This is a genomic window from Pseudomonas protegens CHA0 (assembly GCF_000397205.1).
Classification (GTDB): Bacteria; Pseudomonadota; Gammaproteobacteria; order Pseudomonadales; family Pseudomonadaceae; genus Aquipseudomonas; species Aquipseudomonas protegens.
The window spans coordinates 6,421,176-6,438,275 of the sequence record NC_021237.1; the positions used below are offsets into that span (position 1 = coordinate 6,421,176).

14 protein-coding genes are annotated in these 17,100 nt (G+C 66.3%); 8 read left to right on the forward strand and 6 right to left on the reverse strand.

The features are described 5' to 3' along the window. Positions 1-184: 184 nt before the first annotated feature. Complete coding sequence (locus PFLCHA0_RS28800) at positions 185-745, forward strand: NADAR family protein (RefSeq protein ID WP_041120239.1); 561 nt, start codon at positions 185-187, stop codon at positions 743-745. Between the two features lie 72 nt (positions 746-817). Here the strand turns inward: PFLCHA0_RS28800 and PFLCHA0_RS28805 are convergent, their stop codons facing one another. From PFLCHA0_RS28805 to pilG, 6 genes are all read right to left on the reverse strand, one after another. Next, the gene (locus tag PFLCHA0_RS28805; protein WP_015637360.1) at positions 818-1,267 is read right to left on the reverse strand and encodes a chemotaxis protein CheW; all 450 of its coding nucleotides are present in this window, start codon (positions 1,265-1,267) and stop codon (positions 818-820) included. Beyond that, complete coding sequence (locus PFLCHA0_RS28810) at positions 1,260-7,169, reverse strand: Hpt domain-containing protein (protein WP_015637361.1); 5,910 nt, start codon at positions 7,167-7,169, stop codon at positions 1,260-1,262. Before PFLCHA0_RS28810 ends, PFLCHA0_RS28805 begins: the two co-directional genes overlap by 8 nt. Positions 7,170-7,193: 24 nt before the next feature. Beyond that, entirely contained in the window at positions 7,194-9,257 is a 2,064-nt protein-coding gene (locus PFLCHA0_RS28815; protein WP_015637362.1) for a methyl-accepting chemotaxis protein, read from the reverse strand. A 140-nt stretch (positions 9,258-9,397) separates the two neighbouring features. Beyond that, positions 9,398-9,937 (reverse strand): chemotaxis protein CheW, encoded by a 540-nt coding sequence (locus PFLCHA0_RS28820; RefSeq protein ID WP_011063999.1) that lies wholly within the window; start codon positions 9,935-9,937, stop codon positions 9,398-9,400. 10 nt (positions 9,938-9,947) lie between these two features. Continuing rightward, a complete protein-coding gene (gene pilH, locus PFLCHA0_RS28825) occupies positions 9,948-10,313 on the reverse strand; it encodes a twitching motility response regulator PilH (RefSeq protein WP_011064000.1) in 366 nt (121 codons plus the stop codon). A gap of 57 nt (positions 10,314-10,370) precedes the next feature. Continuing rightward, positions 10,371-10,775, reverse strand: coding sequence for a twitching motility response regulator PilG (pilG, locus tag PFLCHA0_RS28830; protein ID WP_011064001.1), 405 nt, complete (start codon positions 10,773-10,775; stop codon positions 10,371-10,373). Between the two features lie 236 nt (positions 10,776-11,011). Between pilG and gshB the strand changes: the two genes are divergently transcribed. The 7 genes from gshB (at position 11,012) to PFLCHA0_RS28865 (ending at position 16,976) form a co-directional block, all read left to right on the forward strand. After that, entirely contained in the window at positions 11,012-11,965 is a 954-nt protein-coding gene (gene gshB / locus PFLCHA0_RS28835) for a glutathione synthase (RefSeq protein WP_015637364.1), read from the forward strand. A 99-nt stretch (positions 11,966-12,064) separates the two neighbouring features. Further along, positions 12,065-12,964 (forward strand): energy transducer TonB, encoded by a 900-nt coding sequence (locus tag PFLCHA0_RS28840; protein WP_011064003.1) that lies wholly within the window; start codon positions 12,065-12,067, stop codon positions 12,962-12,964. An 85-nt stretch (positions 12,965-13,049) separates the two neighbouring features. Further along, complete coding sequence (locus PFLCHA0_RS28845) at positions 13,050-13,619, forward strand: YqgE/AlgH family protein (RefSeq protein WP_011064004.1); 570 nt, start codon at positions 13,050-13,052, stop codon at positions 13,617-13,619. Next, positions 13,619-14,056: a Holliday junction resolvase RuvX gene (ruvX, locus tag PFLCHA0_RS28850; protein ID WP_015637366.1), complete on the forward strand. Its 438-nt coding sequence runs from the start codon at positions 13,619-13,621 to the stop codon at positions 14,054-14,056. The genes PFLCHA0_RS28845 and ruvX overlap by 1 nt, the downstream gene beginning before the upstream one ends. A gap of 115 nt (positions 14,057-14,171) precedes the next feature. Beyond that, positions 14,172-14,678 carry a bifunctional pyr operon transcriptional regulator/uracil phosphoribosyltransferase PyrR gene (gene pyrR, locus PFLCHA0_RS28855; RefSeq protein ID WP_011064006.1) on the forward strand — a complete coding sequence of 169 codons (507 nt, stop codon included), beginning with the start codon at positions 14,172-14,174 and terminating at the stop codon, positions 14,676-14,678. 25 nt (positions 14,679-14,703) lie between these two features. Further along, the gene (locus PFLCHA0_RS28860; RefSeq protein ID WP_011064007.1) at positions 14,704-15,708 is read left to right on the forward strand and encodes an aspartate carbamoyltransferase catalytic subunit; all 1,005 of its coding nucleotides are present in this window, start codon (positions 14,704-14,706) and stop codon (positions 15,706-15,708) included. Beyond that, positions 15,705-16,976, forward strand: coding sequence for a dihydroorotase (locus PFLCHA0_RS28865; protein ID WP_011064008.1), 1,272 nt, complete (start codon positions 15,705-15,707; stop codon positions 16,974-16,976). The genes PFLCHA0_RS28860 and PFLCHA0_RS28865 overlap by 4 nt, the downstream gene beginning before the upstream one ends. The last annotated feature ends 124 nt before the right edge of the window (positions 16,977-17,100 follow it).

Consider the following 17,100-nt stretch of genomic DNA (forward strand, 5'->3'; position numbering starts at 1 on the left):
CACGGGTTCGCTGTCGTGGCAGTCACCTTAGGAGTGAAAACAAGGAGCATCAATCAAGCACGGCGTTGGATCGTTACGCTCAGCGTAATGATTTGGGAGCCATGGCACTCTCATGCTCTCTCGGTACACAATGCCCGCCGTACCGGCCCATGAGCGGCCTGGGCAGACCAAGATGAGAGTCAGCATGGACACACCGATTCGCTCGAACCAGGCGCTGCTGGAGCAGCTCAAGCATGGCCTGAAGCCTGACTACCTGATGTTCTGGGGGCACCAGCCCACCCGGGACGGACGCATCTCCCAGAGCTGTTTCAGCCAGTGGTTCGACGCAGGTCTGGAACTCGATGGCATTCAATACCCCAGCGCCGAGCATTTCATGATGGCCGGCAAGGCCCTGCTGTTCGGCGACCAGGAAACCCACGGGCGGATCCTCAAGGCCGTGACGCCCGCCGACGTGAAGCAACTGGGTCGCGAGGTGCGCGGCTTCGATGACGCCCGCTGGACCGAAGCACGCCTGGATATCGTGGTGCAGGGCAACCTGGCCAAGTTCAGCCAACATCAGGCGCTGGGTGAATACCTGCTGTCCACAGGCGACCAGGTACTGGTGGAAGCCAGCCCGGTGGACCGGATCTGGGGCATCGGCCTGGCGGCAGAGGACGCCAGGGCCAGCCGGCCGGAACAGTGGCGCGGCCTGAATCTGCTGGGCTATGCGCTGATGGAGGTGCGGGACAGGTTGCGCATTGGCTGAGGGGTTGCCTTCGCTGGCAAGCCAGCTCCTACCGGCGGTGTTGTGTAGCGGCCGGCTTGCCGGCCAAGAGGCCTAGAGCCCCGTCACCAGCAGCTCTTCCAGGGCCAGCAGGTCCGGCACCTTGGCCACCTGCTCGGCCACCTGCACCGCGGCCTTTTCCAGCGCAGCCAGGGGCACGTCGACATAGCTCAACTGGCTGTCGAGCTTGCAGGAGCGGGGAATGCCCTGCACCAGCAGGGCCATGAACTTCAGCTCCGGGCGCCCGCCCAGGGCATTGAGCACGACGATCCGCGCCCGCTCGCCAATCACGGTCCTGCCACCGCAGGCCGACTCGAAGCTGATCAGCGCAATCCACCGCTCGCGCCACAGCACCCGGCCCAGGTACCAGGGCGGTGAATCCAGGTCGAAGGTGCCCTGCTGATAGTCGATCAGCTCGGCCACGGCCACGTTGGGCAGGATCAGGGTACGGTCGGCCAGGGGCAGCAGCAGCCCGGTGAGAGTGCTGGCGCGGTGATCAAGCATGGGTCTTGCTCCACAGGGCGATGCTTTCCAGCAGCACCGACTCTTGATAGGGCTTGCCGAGGTAGTCGTTGACGCCGATGGCCATGGCCCGGTCGCGGTGTTTCTGGCCGGTGCGGGAGGTGATCATGATGATCGGCAGGTGTTGCAGGCGCGGGTCGTTGCGTACCTGGATCGCTACTTCGAAGCCATCCATGCGCGGCATTTCGATGTCCAGCAGCATCAGGTCCGGGGTGTGCTCGGCCAGCAGCGCCATGGCGTCGACCCCATCCTTGGCGGTGAGCACATTCATGCCGTGGCGCTCCAGCAGGCGGCTGGTGACCTTGCGCACCGTGACCGAGTCGTCCACCACCAGCACCAGCATCGGCCGCGGCGGTTGCACCTCGCTGGCCGGCTCGTCGCCCGCCAGGCGCGGCAGCGGTGCCTGGGCCTGCAAGGCGCGGATATGCGCCAGCAAATCGAGAATCAGCACCACCCGACCATCGCCGAGAATCGTCGCCCCGGACAACCCCTGGACCGCGGCGAACTGCGGCCCCAGGCTCTTGACCACGATTTCCCGGGTGCCGGCGGTGGCATCCACCTGCACCGCGATGCGCTGCTCGTTGCAGTGCACCAGCAGCACCGGCAGCGGCTGCACCTGGCCCAGCAGCTTCGGCCGGGGCACGGTGTGCAGCAGCTCCCCCAGGTAGCACAGCTGATAAGACTGGCCGGCGTACTCATAGCGCGGTGGGTCGAGCTGGTAGTAGCCGTCCAGCTCTGCGGGCAGCACCCGGACAATGCCCTCCACGGTATTCAGCGGAATCGCGTACTGCTCGTCGGCGCACTGCACCATCAGCGCGCGGTTGACCGACACGGTGAACGGCAGGCGAATGCGAAAATGCACGCCCTGGCCGGCAACCGAGTCGATGCTCATGCTGCCGCCTAACTGGCGCACCTCTTCATGGACCACGTCCATGCCCACCCCGCGCCCGGAAATCTGAGTGATCTTCTCGGCGGTGGAAAACCCCGGCTGCATGATGAATTGCAGCACTTCGCGGTCGCTGAGCTGCGCCTCGGGGTCCAGCAGGCCGCGCTTGATGGCTTTTTTGCGCACGGCTTCCAGGGGCACCCCGGCGCCGTCGTCGCGCATGTCGAAAATCATGTCGCCGCCCTCGCGGGACAGGTCCAGGCTGATCCGCCCCTGTGCCGGCTTGCCTGCCGCAAGGCGCGCCTCGGCCGATTCCAGACCGTGGTCCACGGCGTTGCGCAGCATGTGTTCCAGGGGCGCGACCATGCGTTCGAGAACGTTGCGGTCCATTTCCCCTTCGGCGTTGCCGACCACGAACTCCACGTCCTTGCCCAGCTCTTCGGCCACCTGGCGGACGATGCGCTTGAGCCTGGGCACCATGCGCTCGAACGGCACCATGCGCGTGCGCATCAGGCCTTCCTGCAATTCGGTGTTGATCCGGCCCTGCTGCTGCAACAGGTTCTCGGCGTCGTGGTTGCGCCGGTCCAGGGTTTCCTTGAGGTCCAGCAGGTCCGAAGCCGATTCGAACAGGGCCCGGGACAGCTGCTGCAACTGCGAGTGGCGGTCCATTTCCAGGGGGTCGAACTCTTCGTAGCCCAGGCGCTCGGCCTCCACCTGCTGGCGGCTGAGAATCCGCCCCTGGGTTTCGGTGTCCAGGCGGCGCAACTGGTCGCGCATGCGCTCGATGGTGGTTTCCATCTCGCCCAATGCCGTGCGCGCATCGTTGACTTGTTGTTCGATACGGCCACGGAAGATCGAGGTTTCCCCGGCCAGGTTCACCAGGTCGTCCAGCAGCTCTGCCGAGACCTTGACCATGTCCCCCGCCACTGCCGCTTCCGCCGCGGGCGCAGCGGGCTCGGACTTGGTGCTGGGCAGTGCAGCTTCTGCGGCAACGCCGGTCGCTACCCGCGGATGGCTCAGGTCGTGGATCGCATCGATGAGCTTCTGGGCCGGCTCGATGGGCTGGCCGGCACGGGCCGCATCGAGCATCTGGGCCAGGCGGTCGTGGCTCTTCTGCAACAGGGTGAACAGCACCGAGCTGGGTTGCAGCAGGCCGGCGGACAGGCCTTCGAAGAGAAATTCCAGTTCATGGGCCAGATCGCCGATGGGGGCGATTTCCACCATGCGCGCACCGCCCTTGAGGGTGTGCAGGTCGCGCAGCAGGGTTTCCACTTCCTGGCGACCCTGGGGCTCGGCCTGCCAGCGGGCCAGGGCCGCGGCAGAGCTGTCGATGATGTCGAAACCTTCTTCGAGGAAGATTTCCAGCAGCTCCGGGTCCTGGGCCGCACGGTCTGCCTCGACCGTGCCCTGGGCCACTTCGCCGGTGCTGGCGGCCTGCTGCCGGTACGACCGCACAGCCTCGATCTGCGCCCGGGATTCGTCCAGGGGATGCTGCCCCTGCAACTGTTCCAGCAGCAGTGCCAGTTGCTCGTGGCTGCTGCGCAACAGCAGGCCCAGGTGCTGGCTGTGGCTGTAGCGCCGGTCCACCAGCCCCTCGTACAGCGACTCCAGCTCCTGGGCCAGTTCCGCCACCGGTGCCACTTCGGCCATCCGTGCGCCGCCCTTGAGGGTGTGCAGGTCTCGCTGCAGGGAAGATAGTGGCGCGCCATTGTCCGGGTCGGCCAGCCAGCGCTGCAGGGCCTGGTCGGCGCTTTCGAGGATATCCACCGCTTCTTCGAGGAAGATCTCGACAATTTCGTCGTCCGCCTGCATCGGGGCTTCAGCCTGCTCCAGGCGGGCCGTGGCCGCGCCCAGTTCGCTGATGCTCAGGGCGCGGCTGCCATCGCTCTTGATCAGGCCCGTGGCAGAAGGGTCCAGACCTTCATCCAGCAGCTCGCGCAAGGCCTGCACCCGTTCCGGGCGCGGGCTGACTTCCTGGCCTGCGGCCAGCTCGTCGAGCATGTTGATCAAGGCATCATGGGCGCTTTCGGCTTCGTGGAAGAAACGCTCGCTGACGGCCAGGCTGCTCTCTTCCACCGCGCCATAGAGATCGAGCAAGGCTTCGCACAGCTCGTCCACCGGGTACAGGTCGGCCAGGTGCGCGCCCTCGCCCAGGGTGGTCAACTCATCCAGCAGGGCGCTGAGTTCCTGACGCTCGCCCGGGTGCTGCTGCCAACGGCGCAGCAGGCTTTCGGCATCCAGCAGGATGTCCATGCCCTGGGCCAGGAAGTTGTTGATCAACTGCGGGTCGCGCTTGGCCCGGGGCGCGCTGTCCGGGGCGCTGAGCAGGGTTTCCAGGCGCTCCCCCAGCAGGGCCAGGGCGCGCCCCACCAGGGAGCGGGCGCCATCGATAGGCGCCAGCGGGTCACTGTCCAGCTGCCGCAGGCCCCGGCGCAGCAGGCCTTCGGCTTCCAGCAGCAGCTCCACCTCGTCCAGGTCCAGGGGGATCAAGTGCGCCCGGTATTCCCGGGCCAATTGGTCCAGAGGGCCGGCCAGCTCGGCAATCGGCAGCACTCCGGCCATGGAGGCGCTGCCCTTGAGGGTGTGCAGGGCCCGTTGCAGTTCGTCGCTGGCCTGCAGCGGTACGTGTTCGGCGGCCTGCTCGAGAAAGCGGTTGATGCTGTCCAGGTGGGTCTGGGCCTCGGTGCGGAAGATCTCCAGCAACTGCGGGTCCAAGGCCTCGGCCGGCACTGGCGCCGAGCCTTGCGCACCATTGGCCAGGGCATGGGCCCGGGCGGCCAGGCGGTCGACATCGTCGCGCTGGCGCTGGGCCTGCTGGGCGAACTCGGCGATCAGTTCCGGCAACAGTTGCAGGGTGTCGGCCACCAGTTGCCGGGCTTCGACACCGGGCTCCACGCTGTGCTCCAGCACCCGGTTGAGGAGGTTTTCCACCGCCCAGGCCAGCTCCCCCAGCACCAGCGCGCGCACCATGCGCCCGCTGCCCTTGAGGGTGTGGAAGGCCCGGCGCAGTTCGCTCAGGGCAGATGTGCCATGGGGGTCCGCGGCCCAGCGCGGCAGGTACTCGCGCAGCATCTCCAGCACTTCCTCGGTTTCTTCGAGGAAGACTTCCCGCAGTTCATCGTCCACCGGCTCCTCGTCCCCTGGCGGCGGCAACAGGCTGCCCGGGGTGATCAGGGCCGGCGGGTTGAGGGCCGAGACCGGCACCGCCAGGACATCCGCCAGGGACTGCGCCACCCGGGGATCGTCCAGCTCTTGCAGGTCCTGCATCACCAGGGCTTCGCTGGGGCTCAGGGGCTGATCGAGCAACGGCACCTGCTCCACCGGCACATAGCCCAGGGCGAGCAGGCCTTGCTGGGCCACATCGAGGATCTTCTCCCCCGGCGCCTCGTGGTCCTCGCTCAGGCGTTCCAGGTAGTACTCCAGGCTGGTGAGCACATCCGCCAGGTGGTCCAGTTGCTGCCAGTCGGGCCGGGAACTGGCCGCCAGCAGGTGTTCGACGACAAACTGCTGGCAGGCCTGCATCAGCCCCGCCGCGCGGGGCAGCGGGATCATCGCCAGGGCGCCGCGCACCTGGGTCAGCAGCTCGGGCAGCGCCTGCAGGTGTTCGGCGTCCCAGTCGGCCTCGATGCACTCGGCGATCAGGTCCTTGGCCTGGTGCAGGCAAACCCGCGCCTCCTGGATCACCAACTGGTGGATCTGGGTCAGGTCGGTGGTGGGCAGGCGGCTTTCCTCACGGCTTTCGGGCTCCACGGTGCCGGCCATGCCGGCCAGGGTCGCTTCCACGTACAGCAGGGCCCCCGCCACATCCATCAGCACCGCGTCGTCCGGCGCGCGCTGGCCCTGGGCCAGGCTCTGGACCACCGCCAACTGATCGATGATGACCTTGCGCGGCTGGCCGAAGCCCAGCACCGCCAGGGTGTCGGCGATCTGCCGCAGGGGCGACAGCAGCCCTTCGAGGTCGTCGGTGTGCTGGCGGTCGCTGCGCACGAACAGGTCGAGGCGTTCCTTGACCCGCACCAGGCCATCGCACACCGCGGTCAGCACCGAGCGCATGGCATCCCGGTCGGGGCCGGCCAGGCGGGCCCGCTCCTCGTCCACCACCGCGCTGTCGGGCAAGGCGTCATCCAGTCCGTAACGTTCTTTCATGGTCAGCATCAATGGGGTGGGATGGCGCGCCTTGGCGATATAGAACAGCAGGCTCTTGAGCAATTCATCGGGGGCCGGCCGGTTGATCCCGGCCATGCCCTGTTCCAGCAGGCGCTTGAGCTCCTTGTCGGCATCCTTGAGCAGGCTGCGCACCGCCGGGCTGTTGGCGATCTCGTCGTGGCGCATGCCCTCCACCAGGGCCGAGGCGATATGCCACAAGGGCGCCAGCGGGGCGTCCTGGCACAAGGCTTCCAGGCGTTCGAAGACCTTGGCCATGTAGCCCAGGCTCTGCTCGTCATCCTGCTCGCGCAGCAGGTCCACCAGGGCGGTCTGCAACATGTGTCGCAGCTTGCGCAACTGGTTGGGCAACTCCAGGGGTTCCAAAGCCGCCAGGGCCTTGTCGCTCAGGGGCGGCAGGCTGGGCAGTTGCGGGCTGAACAGGCTGGTTTCCGAGAGCAGGCTCTCGCCCCGGGCACTGCGCAGGTCGTTGAGCAGCGGCAGCACCACCAGCGGCAGGTCGCGCCGCGCGCTCTGCACCCGGTCCAGGTACTGGGGCAACTGGCCGATGGCCTGGCGCAGCAGGCGCAGGGCTTCGTCGCGCTGGGCCACGCGCCCCTGCTGCAGGGCCTGGGCGAGCTTTTCCATTTCTTCAGCCAGCAGCGCGGCGCCGTAGAACTCCACCATCTGCAGGCTGCCATGGACCAGATGAATGCCTTCCAGGCACTGGTCGATGGCCTCCAGGGCCTGGGGATCGTCCGCCAGATGCTCCAGCGCCTGATGCGCCTGCTTCAGGGTCTCGGCAATTTCGCCCTTGACCCACTCCAGGGCTACATAGTCGTGCCGATCAACCATAACCACTCCAGTCAAAGCCTTGTGTCAGCGGTTGTCATTCGGGGCCGGGCCCCGGGTGGCCGGCAGGGTGAAGCCGGACACCGAGCGGCGCAGCTGGCTGGCCATCTTCGCCAGGTTGCCGATGCTCTCGGCGGTGGCGGTGGAACCGGACGAAGTCTGCGAGGTGATCTGCTGGATCACGTTCATGGTCAGGGAAATCTGCCCGGCCGAAGAGGTCTGCTGCTGGGCCGCGTTGGAGATGCTCTGGATCAGCGCCGCCAGGGTCTTGGACACGCCTTCGATCTCTTCCAGGGCCACCCCGGCGTCCTGGGCCAGGCGCGCGCCGCGCACCACTTCGGTGGTGGTCTGCTCCATGGAGATCACCGCCTCGTTGGTGTCGGTCTGGATCGCCCGCACCAGGGTCTCGATCTGCCGCGTGGCCGCCGAGGAACGCTCCGCCAGCCGCTGCACCTCGTCGGCCACCACGGCAAAGCCGCGCCCGGCGTCACCGGCCATGGAGGCCTGGATCGCCGCGTTGAGGGCGAGGATGTTGGTCTGGTCGGCAATGTCGTCGATCAGGCTAACGATATCGCCGATCTCCTGGGAAGACTCGCCCAGACGCTTGATCCGCTTGGCGGTGTCCTGGATCTGCTCACGGATGTTGTCCATGCCGTGAATGGTGTTGTGCACCACCTCGTTGCCCTTGTTGGCGATTTCCACCGAGCGCTCGGCCACCGCCGAGGATTCCGCGGCGTTGGCCGATACCTGGTCGATGGACTGGGCCATTTCGTTGATCGCCGTGGAGGCTTCGGAAATCTGCTGGGCCTGATGCTCCGAGGCTTCGGCCAGCTGCATGGCGGTGGCCTGGGTTTCCTGCACTGCGCCGGCCACCTGGCCGGCGGTGAGGTTGATGGTGGCCACCAGGTCGCGCAGCTGGTCGACGGAATAATTGATGGAGTCGGCAATGGTGCCGGTGAAGTCCTCGGTCACCGAAGCGGTGACCGTGAGGTCGCCGTCGGCCAGGTCCTCGATCTCGTCCAGCAAACGCATGATCGCGTTCTGGTTGCGCTCGTTCTTCTCTGCGGTCTCGCGCAACTGGCGGTTGGTCTCGCGCACCATCACCAGGCCGATGAGGATGATCGAAGCCAGGGCCAGCAAGCCCAGGACGTAGCCGCCGATGGTGTCCAGCTTGCGGCTGCCGGCCAGGTTCTCGAAGCCGGTGGCCAGCAGCGAAGCTTCGTCCAGCAGGGTCTGGGACAGGCTGAAGATGTTGCTCGCCGACTCGCGGACCTGGAACAGCTCGGGGGAGGTTTCGAGGATCTCGTCCACGGAGCCGGAGACGAACTCGAACAACTCGGAAATCTCCGCCAGCCGCCCCCGGGCATCCGGGTCTTCCACCTGGCTGATCTTCAGCCCCGGGTTGCCCTGCAACATGCCGTTGAGCACCTGGCCGAAGCGCGCGGCATCGCGACCGAAGGCATCGGCGGCCTGGACCGCGTTTTCGTCGCCGGCCAGCACCGTGTTGACCGCACCGAGAATCCGCTCGGCCAGCAGCGACTGGCGCTGGGCCATGGCCACCTGGGCCGCCGGGGCGCCACGCTGGAGCAGGATCTCGACGACCTTTTCATACTCCACCTGCAATTGCGGCACGGTTTCCGCCAGGGTTGCCGCCACCTGGTGCAGGGACAGCACGGTCTGCTCGCTGGCGAGAATCGCGTCGGTGTTTTTCAGCAGTTTTTCCCAGTCCAGTTGCACCGCGCGCATTTCCTGGCGCAAGGCCACCGGGGCCCCGGGCAGCCCGGTGTCCGGGTCACCCTTTTTCAGGTAGCCCCAGCGCCGGGCGAAATCGTTGCGCGCATCCCCCAGCAGCTTGAACGCCGCAGCCTTGCCCGCCGCCGCTTCGGTGGCGTTCTTGGCAATGCGCTGGGACAGCACCCGCAGCTCGCCAGCATGGCCGATGTACTGTTTGTCGTAGGTGGCCTGGGTATTGAGGTAAGCGAAGTTGGCGAACAACAGCATGATGAACACGATCAGTGCGATGAACAGCACGATGATCTGCGAGCGACTGCGGGAGCCTTCCAGGGGCTTGCCGGTTTTGGCTTTGGTCATCGATCAGGCCTGTGGCGAGCGGGCGGTCCCGCATTCGAGTGCCCGGGGCGCGCGCAACGCCGGGGCAGCATGGGTTGATCCAGGGAAACACGCGCTTCCCGTGGCACGGCCAACGGGTTGCCCAGGCGCCGGGGCGCCCTTCACGCTGCCACCTCCAGGAACCCCGGCGAACGGGCCAGGGCGAAGGGGCTGAAGACCTGCCAGACCTGATCGCGGCGGAACTGGCCCTGCAGGTAGGGGTTGACCGCGGCGTCGGCAAAGTCGGTGATGCCGGGCTCCAGGCTGTCCTGGGCAAAGTGCTGCAGCCCGGCCACCTCGTCCACCAGCAGGCCGGCGAACAGCTCCTTGTACTCCACCACCAGCACCCGTCGCTGCTTGCGCAGGGGCGACAGCTCATGGCCGAAGAAACCGCACAGGTCCATGATCGGCAGCAGCCGCCCGCGCAGGTTGGCTACGCCCTTGACCCACGGCTTGACCCCGGGCAGCAGGGTGTAGCGCGGCTCGTGCAGGACTTCGCTGATCTCGCCCATGGCGGCCACGTACCAATGCTCGCCCAGGCGAAAGCCGATGCCGCTCCAGCTGTGCTGGCGGGTTTCCTGGGACGGCAGGTCGGCGGCCAGCAAGCGGCAGCGCTGGTCGATCTCCAGCAGCAGCTCGAAGGCGGTCTGGGATTGGCTCATGGCGCGGCTGTCAGCCGGCCAGGACGTTGTTCAGGGTCTTGATCAGGGTCTCTTCGTCCACCGGTTTGGTCAGGTAGTCCTTGGCGCCCTGGCGGGTGCCCCAGACCTTGTCGGTTTCCTGATCCTTGGTGGTGATGATGATCACCGGGATATGGCTGGTCTCGGCATCCTTGGTCAACTGGCGGGTCGCCTGGAAACCGTTGAGGCCGGGCATGACGATGTCCATCAGCACCGCGTCGGGCTTTTCTTCCCGGGCCAGGGCCACGCCGTCGGCACCGTTCTCGGCCTTGAGCACTTCATGGCCGTGCTTTTCCAGCATGCCGGTGAGTTTGTACATTTCAGTCGGCGAGTCATCGACGATCAGAATACGAGCCATGGTCTTCCCCATACGGTATAGGCGCGCGGCCTGCTGGCCGGGCGTCGCTGTGCGTGTCTACTGTGGCGCAAGCGCGACAAAGTCCGGGACATGGGCCTTGATCGCGCTCAGCAGTTCTTCCTTGCTGAAGGGTTTGGTCAAAAACTGGTCGGAGCCGACGATGCGCCCCTTGGCCTTGTCGAACAGGCCATCCTTGGAAGACAGCATGATCACCGGGATGGACTTGAACGCGCTGTTGTTCTTCACCAGCGCACAGGTCTGATAGCCGTCGAGCCGCGGCATCATGATGTCGACGAAGATGATGCCGGGGTGATGGTCGACGATCTTCGACAGGGCTTCGAAGCCGTCCACTGCGGTGATGACCTCGCAACCGACGTTCTTCAGCAGCATTTCGGCCGTGCGGCGAATCGTCTTCGAATCGTCGATCACCATCACCTTCAAGGCGTTGGAATGCTGTTCCATATCTGCTCTGCCATCGCCCCAGCGAATGATTTGGTCCGGTACCGCCGGGCAATGGGTGAAACCCTTGAACTTCAAGGCTTGGGCCCGGCCTGCGAGCCTTTTTAGCACACTCTCCCCCCTGCAATCTATGGACCACGCCAGGCAGTGGTTTTTCCTTGACCCAGGCCCCTGTCAGCGCCACTCTGACGCCACTTTTTTTGCCTCGCTCCCACTCATTTTCTTAAAGGAATCCACCCATGAGCGTTCGCGTCGGGATTGTCATGGACCCTATCGCCAGCATCTCCTACAAGAAGGACAGCTCGCTGGCCATGCTGCTGGCCGCCCAGGAGCGCGGCTGGACCCTCTTCTATATGGAGCAGCGCGACCTGTACCAGGGCGACGGCGTGGCCCGGGCCCGCATGCGCCCGCTGCAGGTGTTCGCCAACCCGCAGAAGTGGTTCGAGCTGGACGCCGAGATCGACTGCCCGCTGAGCGATCTGGACGTGATCCTGATGCGCAAGGACCCGCCCTTCGACATGGAGTTCGTCTACTCCACCTACCTGCTGGAACAGGCCGAAAGCGCTGGCGTGCTGGTGGTCAACAAGCCCCAGAGCCTGCGTGACTGCAACGAAAAGCTGTTTGCCACGCTGTTCCCCCAGTGCACCCCGCCCACCGTGGTCAGCCGCCGCGCCGACGTGCTGCGCGAGTTCGCGGCCCAGCATGGCGATGTGATCCTCAAGCCCCTGGATGGCATGGGCGGCACCTCGATCTTCCGCCACCGCGCGGGTGATCCGAACCTGTCGGTGATCCTGGAAACCCTGACCGTGCTCGGCAGCCAGCAGATCATGGCCCAGGCCTACCTGCCGGCAATCAAGGACGGTGACAAGCGCATCCTGATGATCGACGGCGAACCGGTGGATTACTGCCTGGCGCGCATCCCCGCCGCCGGTGAAACCCGCGGCAACCTGGCGGCCGGCGGTCGTGGCGAAGCCCGCCCGCTGAGCGACAAGGACCGCTGGATCGCCGCCCAGGTCGGCCCGACCCTGCGGGCCAAGGGCCTGCTGTTCGTCGGCCTCGACGTGATCGGCGAACACCTGACGGAAATCAACGTCACCAGCCCCACCTGCATCCGTGAAATCGACAACGCCTTCGGCACCAACATCGGCGCGATGCTGATGGATGCCATCGATCAGAAGCTCAAGGCCAAGTGATGTAGAACAACCAAGCACAAACCAACATTGCGTTATCATGCGCCGCCTGTGAAACCGTGATGTTGGTTGTGTGATGCCTCCTGTGATGTCGAACTGCCGATGAGCCTCCCGTCCGATCTGCCCCCCGAGCTTGCCCATAGCGGCGTGCGTGCGGCCGATCGCCTGGGTTTTACCCTGTTCCTGGCGGCGCTCCTGCACCTGGCACTGATCCTCGGCCTGGGCTTTTCCTTCGCCGAGCCCAAGGCCATCAGCAAGACCCTGGAAATCACCCTGGCCACCTTCAAGAGCGAGACCAAGCCGAAGAAGGCCGACTTCCTCGCCCAGGACAACCAGCAGGGCAGCGGCACCCTGGACAAGAAGGCCATTCCGAAAACCACCGAAGTCGCACCGTTCCAGGACAACTCGGTGAAGAAGGTCACGCCGCCGCCCTCGGTCAAGCCCGAGGTCAAGGACACCGCGCCCAAGGCCGCCGTGGCCACCACCGCGCCCAAGCCGAAAAAGACCGTCACCCAGCGTGAAGAGGTCAAGAAAGACCCGACGCCCAAGGCCCCCACTCCGACGTTCGACAGCTCGCAACTGTCCAGCGAGATTTCCAGCCTGGAAGCCGAGCTGGCCAACGAACAGCAGTTGTATGCCAAACGCCCGCGCATCCACCGCCTCAGCGCCGCCTCCACCATGCGCGACAAGGGCGCCTGGTATAAGGACGAATGGCGCAAGAAGGTCGAGCGCATCGGCAACCTCAACTACCCCGAGGAAGCCCGGCGCAAGCAGATCTACGGCAACTTGCGGCTGATGGTCTCGATCAACCGTGACGGCTCGCTGTATGAAGTGCTGGTGCTGGAGTCCTCCGGGCAACCGCTGCTGGACCAGGCGGCCCAGCGCATCGTGCGCCTGGCGGCGCCGTTCGCCCCCTTTACCGGCGACCTGTCGGACATCGATCGCCTGGAAATCATCCGCACCTGGCGCTTCGCCCGGGGCGACAAGCTTTCCAGCAACTGATCGGCCGGCAATCGGCCGCGTGACAGCGCCATGGCCGCACATCGCCAGCTTGTCAGCCGGGCCCGCCACCGCCACACTAGCGCTCATGAAAAATGTCAGCCCAAGCTATCTCAAGCATCATTTCCTGATCGCCATGCCCCATATGGCCGACCCGAACTTTGCGCAGACCTTGACCTACATCGTCGAGCACAACGCCAGTGGCGCCATGGGCCTGGTGGTCAACCGCCCCCAGGACCTGAACCTGGCCGATATCCTCGAACAATTGCGCCCTGACCAAGAGCCGTCCCTGCTGTGCCAGCACGTGCCCATTTTCAGCGGTGGCCCGGTGCAGACCGATCGTGGCTTCGTCCTGCACCCCAACGGCCCGGTCTACCAGGCCACGGTGGAACTCGAGGGGCTGTCCCTGTCCACGTCCCAGGACGTGCTGTTCGCCATCGCCGATGGCGTGGGCCCGGCCAAGAGCCTGATCGCCCTGGGCTATGCCGGCTGGGAAGCCGGGCAGCTGGAAGCCGAACTGGCGGACAACGCCTGGCTGACCTGCCCCTTCGACGCCGACATCCTGTTCAACACCAGCAGCGAACTGCGCCTGGAAGCCGCCGCCCGGCACCTGGGGGTCAACCTCAGCCTGCTCACCAGCCAGGCGGGCCACGCCTGATGACCCTGCGACTGATCCTCGGCTTCGACTACGGCACCAAGCAGATCGGCGTTGCCGTGGGTCAGGCCATCACCGGCCAGGCCCGGGAGCTGTGCACCCTCAAGGCGCAAAACGGGGTGCCCGACTGGAACCAGGTGGAAGCCCTGATCAAGGAATGGAAGCCCGACGCCGTGGTGGTGGGCCTGCCCCTGAACATGGACGGCAGCCCCAGCGACATGTGCGTGCGCGCCGAAAAGTTCGCCCGGCGCCTGAACGGCCGCTTCAATGTGCCCTTCTATACCCACGACGAACGCCTGACCACCTTCGAGGCCAAGGGTGAACGCCTGGCCCGGGGCGGCCAGAAAGGCAGTTACCGCGACAACCCGGTGGACGCCATCGCCGCCGCCCTGCTGCTGCAAGGCTGGCTCGATGAAAACGCCGGCCTGTTGAACACCTGAGACCACATCCTGAAGATGCGCGGCCCCGGGGCTGCGCGCCTCCTGGCCCAACACCAGCCGTAAGTTCCCGCGCCCAGCTGCCCGGCAGCAGGCGCGAGCCCACGAAGGAGCCACCATGAGCCTGCCCAATCCCGCCGCCCTGATCAGCCAGATGGCCGCTGATCTCAACGCCCACCTGGCCCAGCGCGCCATCAGCGAGCCACGTTTCATCGGTATCCGTACCGGCGGCGTCTGGGTGGCCCAGGCCCTGCTGGAAGCCCTGGGCAGCGATTCGCCCCTGGGTACCCTGGACGTGTCCTTCTACCGCGACGACTTCAGCCAGAACGGCCTGCACCCGCAGGTGCGCCCTTCGGAGCTGCCGTTCGAGATCGAAGGCCAGCACCTGGTGCTGATCGACGACGTGCTGATGAGCGGCCGGACCATCCGCGCCGCCCTCAACGAACTGTTCGACTACGGCCGGCCGGCCAGCGTGACCCTGGTCTGCCTGCTGGACCTGAACGCCGCTGAACTGCCGATCCGTCCGAATGTGGTGGGCGCGACCCTGTCGCTGGCCGCCCATGAGCGGGTAAAATTGTCCGGTCCTGCGCCGCTTCAACTCGAGCTCCAAGACCTCGCCCTCTAACTCGCCCTTTTAAGAGTCCATTGCGATGACGCCTCTAGACGCCAAGCGCCCGCTGCAGCTCAACGATCAGGGCCAGCTGCGCCACTTCCTGTCCCTCGACGGCCTGAACCGCGAGCTGCTGACGGAAATCCTCGACACCGCCGACTCGTTCCTCGAAGTCGGCGCCCGGGCGGTGAAGAAAGTCCCGCTGCTGCGCGGCAAGACCGTGTGCAATGTGTTCTTCGAGAACTCCACCCGAACCCGCACTACCTTCGAACTGGCCGCCCAGCGGCTGTCGGCGGACGTGATCACCCTGAATGTCTCGACCTCTTCGGCGAGCAAGGGTGAAACCCTGCTGGACACCCTGCGCAACCTGGAAGCCATGGCCGCCGACATGTTCGTGGTGCGCCACGGCGATTCCGGCGCCGCGCACTTCATCGCCGAACACGTGTGCCCCCAAGTGGCGATCATCAACGGCGGCGACGGCCGTCACGCCCACCCGACCCAGGGCATGCTCGACATGCTGACCATTCGCCGGCACAAGGGCGGCTTCGAGAACCTCTCGGTAGCCATCGTCGGCGACATCCTGCACTCGCGAGTGGCGCGTTCGAACATGCTGGCGCTGAAAACCCTCGGCTGCCCGGACATCCGCGTGATCGCGCCGAAAACCCTGCTGCCCATCGGCATCGAGCAGTACGGGGTCAAGGTCTACACCGACATGACCGAAGGCCTGAAGGACGTGGACGTGGTGATCATGCTGCGCCTGCAGCGTGAACGCATGCAGGGCGGCCTGCTGCCCAGCGAAGGCGAGTTCTACCGCCTGTTCGGCCTGACCACCGCGCGCCTGGCCGGGGCCAAGCCCGACGCCATCGTCATGCACCCGGGCCCGATCAACCGCGGCGTGGAGATCGAATCGGCGGTAGCCGACGGCCCGCACTCGGTGATCCTCAACCAGGTGACCTACGGCATTGCAGTGCGCATGGCGGTACTGTCCATGGCCATGAGCGGGCAGACCGCCCAGCGACAATTCGAGCAGGAGAACGCCCAGTGAAGCTCAGCATTCTCGGCGCCCGCGTCATCGATCCAAGCAGCGGCCTGGATCAAACCACCGATCTGCACCTGGAAGCCGGCAAGATCGTCGCCATCGGCGCCGCGCCTGGCGGCTTCAATGCCGTTACCACCATCGACGCCAAGGGCCTGGTGGCCGCCCCCGGCCTGGTGGACCTGAGCGTCGCCCTGCGCGAGCCGGGCTACAGCCGCAAGGGCAGCATTGCCAGCGAAACCCGCGCCGCAGCCGCCGGCGGCGTCACCAGCCTGTGCTGCCCGCCGCGCACCAAGCCGGTACTGGACACCTCGGCGGTGGCCGAACTGATCCTCGACCGCGCCCGCGAGGCCGGCAACAGCAAAGTGTTCCCCATTGGCGCCTTGAGCAAGGGCCTGGAAGGCGAGCAGCTTGCGGAGCTGATCGCATTGCGTGACGCCGGTTGCGTGGCCTTCGGCAACGGCCTGGAAGGTTTCCGCAGCACCCGTACCCTGTGCCGCGCCCTGGAATACGCCGCCACCTTCGACCTGACGGTGATCTTCCACTCCCAGGACCGCGACCTGGCCGAAGGCGGCCTGGCCCACGAAGGCGCCACCGCCAGCTTCCTCGGCCTGCCGGGTATCCCGGAAAGCGCGGAGACCGTGGCCCTGGCCCGGGACCTGCTGCTGGTGGAACAGAGCGGCGTGCGCGCCCACTTCAGCCAATTGACCAGCGCCCGCGGCGTGGAGCTGATCGCCCAGGCCCAGGCCCGCGGCCTGCCGGTCACCGCCGATGTGGCGCTGTACCAGCTGATCCTGACCGACGAGGCGCTGATCGACTTCTCGAGCCTGTACCACGTGCAGCCGCCGCTGCGCTCGCGGGCCGACCGCGATGCCCTGCGCGAAGCGGTGAAGTCCGGGGTGGTGCAAGCCATTTCCAGCCATCACCAGCCCCATGAGCGGGACGCCAAGCTGGCGCCGTTCGGCGCCACCGAGCCGGGCATCAGCAGCGTCGAGCTGTTGCTGCCCCTGGCCCTGACCCTGGTGCAGGACGGCCTGCTGGACCTGCCGACCCTGCTGGCACGCCTGAGTGCCGGCCCCGCCGCGGCCTTGCGCCTGCCGGCAGGCAAGCTGGCAGCCGGTGGTGCGGCGGACCTGGTGCTGTTCGACCCGGCCAGTTCCACCGTGGCCGGCGAGCGCTGGCTGTCCAAGGGCGAAAACTGCCCGTTCCTCGGCCATAGCCTGCCGGGCGCGGTGCGCTACACCCTGGTGGACGGCCATATCAGCTATCAGGGCTGATCGCCTGGCAAACACCCTGTAGCCGCTGCCGCAGGCTGCGAACGGCTCCGAAGGAGCCGCCGCTCCTGATGGCGCCCTGCGGCAGTGGCTACAGGCTGCGCCATCACCGCCTGCGCCGATGACG

Excerpts from the sequence above, each read along its gene's own strand:
- PFLCHA0_RS28800 (WP_041120239.1), top strand. The coding sequence starts at position 185 with ATGGACACACCGATTCGCTCGAACCAGGCGCTGCTGGAGCAGCTCAAG.
- PFLCHA0_RS28805 (WP_015637360.1), bottom strand. The coding sequence starts at position 1,267 with ATGCTTGATCACCGCGCCAGCACTCTCACCGGGCTGCTGCTGCCCCTG.
- PFLCHA0_RS28810 (WP_015637361.1), bottom strand. The coding sequence starts at position 7,169 with ATGGTTGATCGGCACGACTATGTAGCCCTGGAGTGGGTCAAGGGCGAA.
- PFLCHA0_RS28815 (WP_015637362.1), bottom strand. The coding sequence starts at position 9,257 with ATGACCAAAGCCAAAACCGGCAAGCCCCTGGAAGGCTCCCGCAGTCGC.
- PFLCHA0_RS28820 (WP_011063999.1), bottom strand. The coding sequence starts at position 9,937 with ATGAGCCAATCCCAGACCGCCTTCGAGCTGCTGCTGGAGATCGACCAG.
- pilH (WP_011064000.1), bottom strand. The coding sequence starts at position 10,313 with ATGGCTCGTATTCTGATCGTCGATGACTCGCCGACTGAAATGTACAAA.
- pilG (WP_011064001.1), bottom strand. The coding sequence starts at position 10,775 with ATGGAACAGCATTCCAACGCCTTGAAGGTGATGGTGATCGACGATTCG.
- gshB (WP_015637364.1), top strand. The coding sequence starts at position 11,012 with ATGAGCGTTCGCGTCGGGATTGTCATGGACCCTATCGCCAGCATCTCC.
- PFLCHA0_RS28840 (WP_011064003.1), top strand. The coding sequence starts at position 12,065 with ATGAGCCTCCCGTCCGATCTGCCCCCCGAGCTTGCCCATAGCGGCGTG.
- PFLCHA0_RS28845 (WP_011064004.1), top strand. The coding sequence starts at position 13,050 with ATGAAAAATGTCAGCCCAAGCTATCTCAAGCATCATTTCCTGATCGCC.
- ruvX (WP_015637366.1), top strand. The coding sequence starts at position 13,619 with ATGACCCTGCGACTGATCCTCGGCTTCGACTACGGCACCAAGCAGATC.
- pyrR (WP_011064006.1), top strand. The coding sequence starts at position 14,172 with ATGAGCCTGCCCAATCCCGCCGCCCTGATCAGCCAGATGGCCGCTGAT.
- PFLCHA0_RS28860 (WP_011064007.1), top strand. The coding sequence starts at position 14,704 with ATGACGCCTCTAGACGCCAAGCGCCCGCTGCAGCTCAACGATCAGGGC.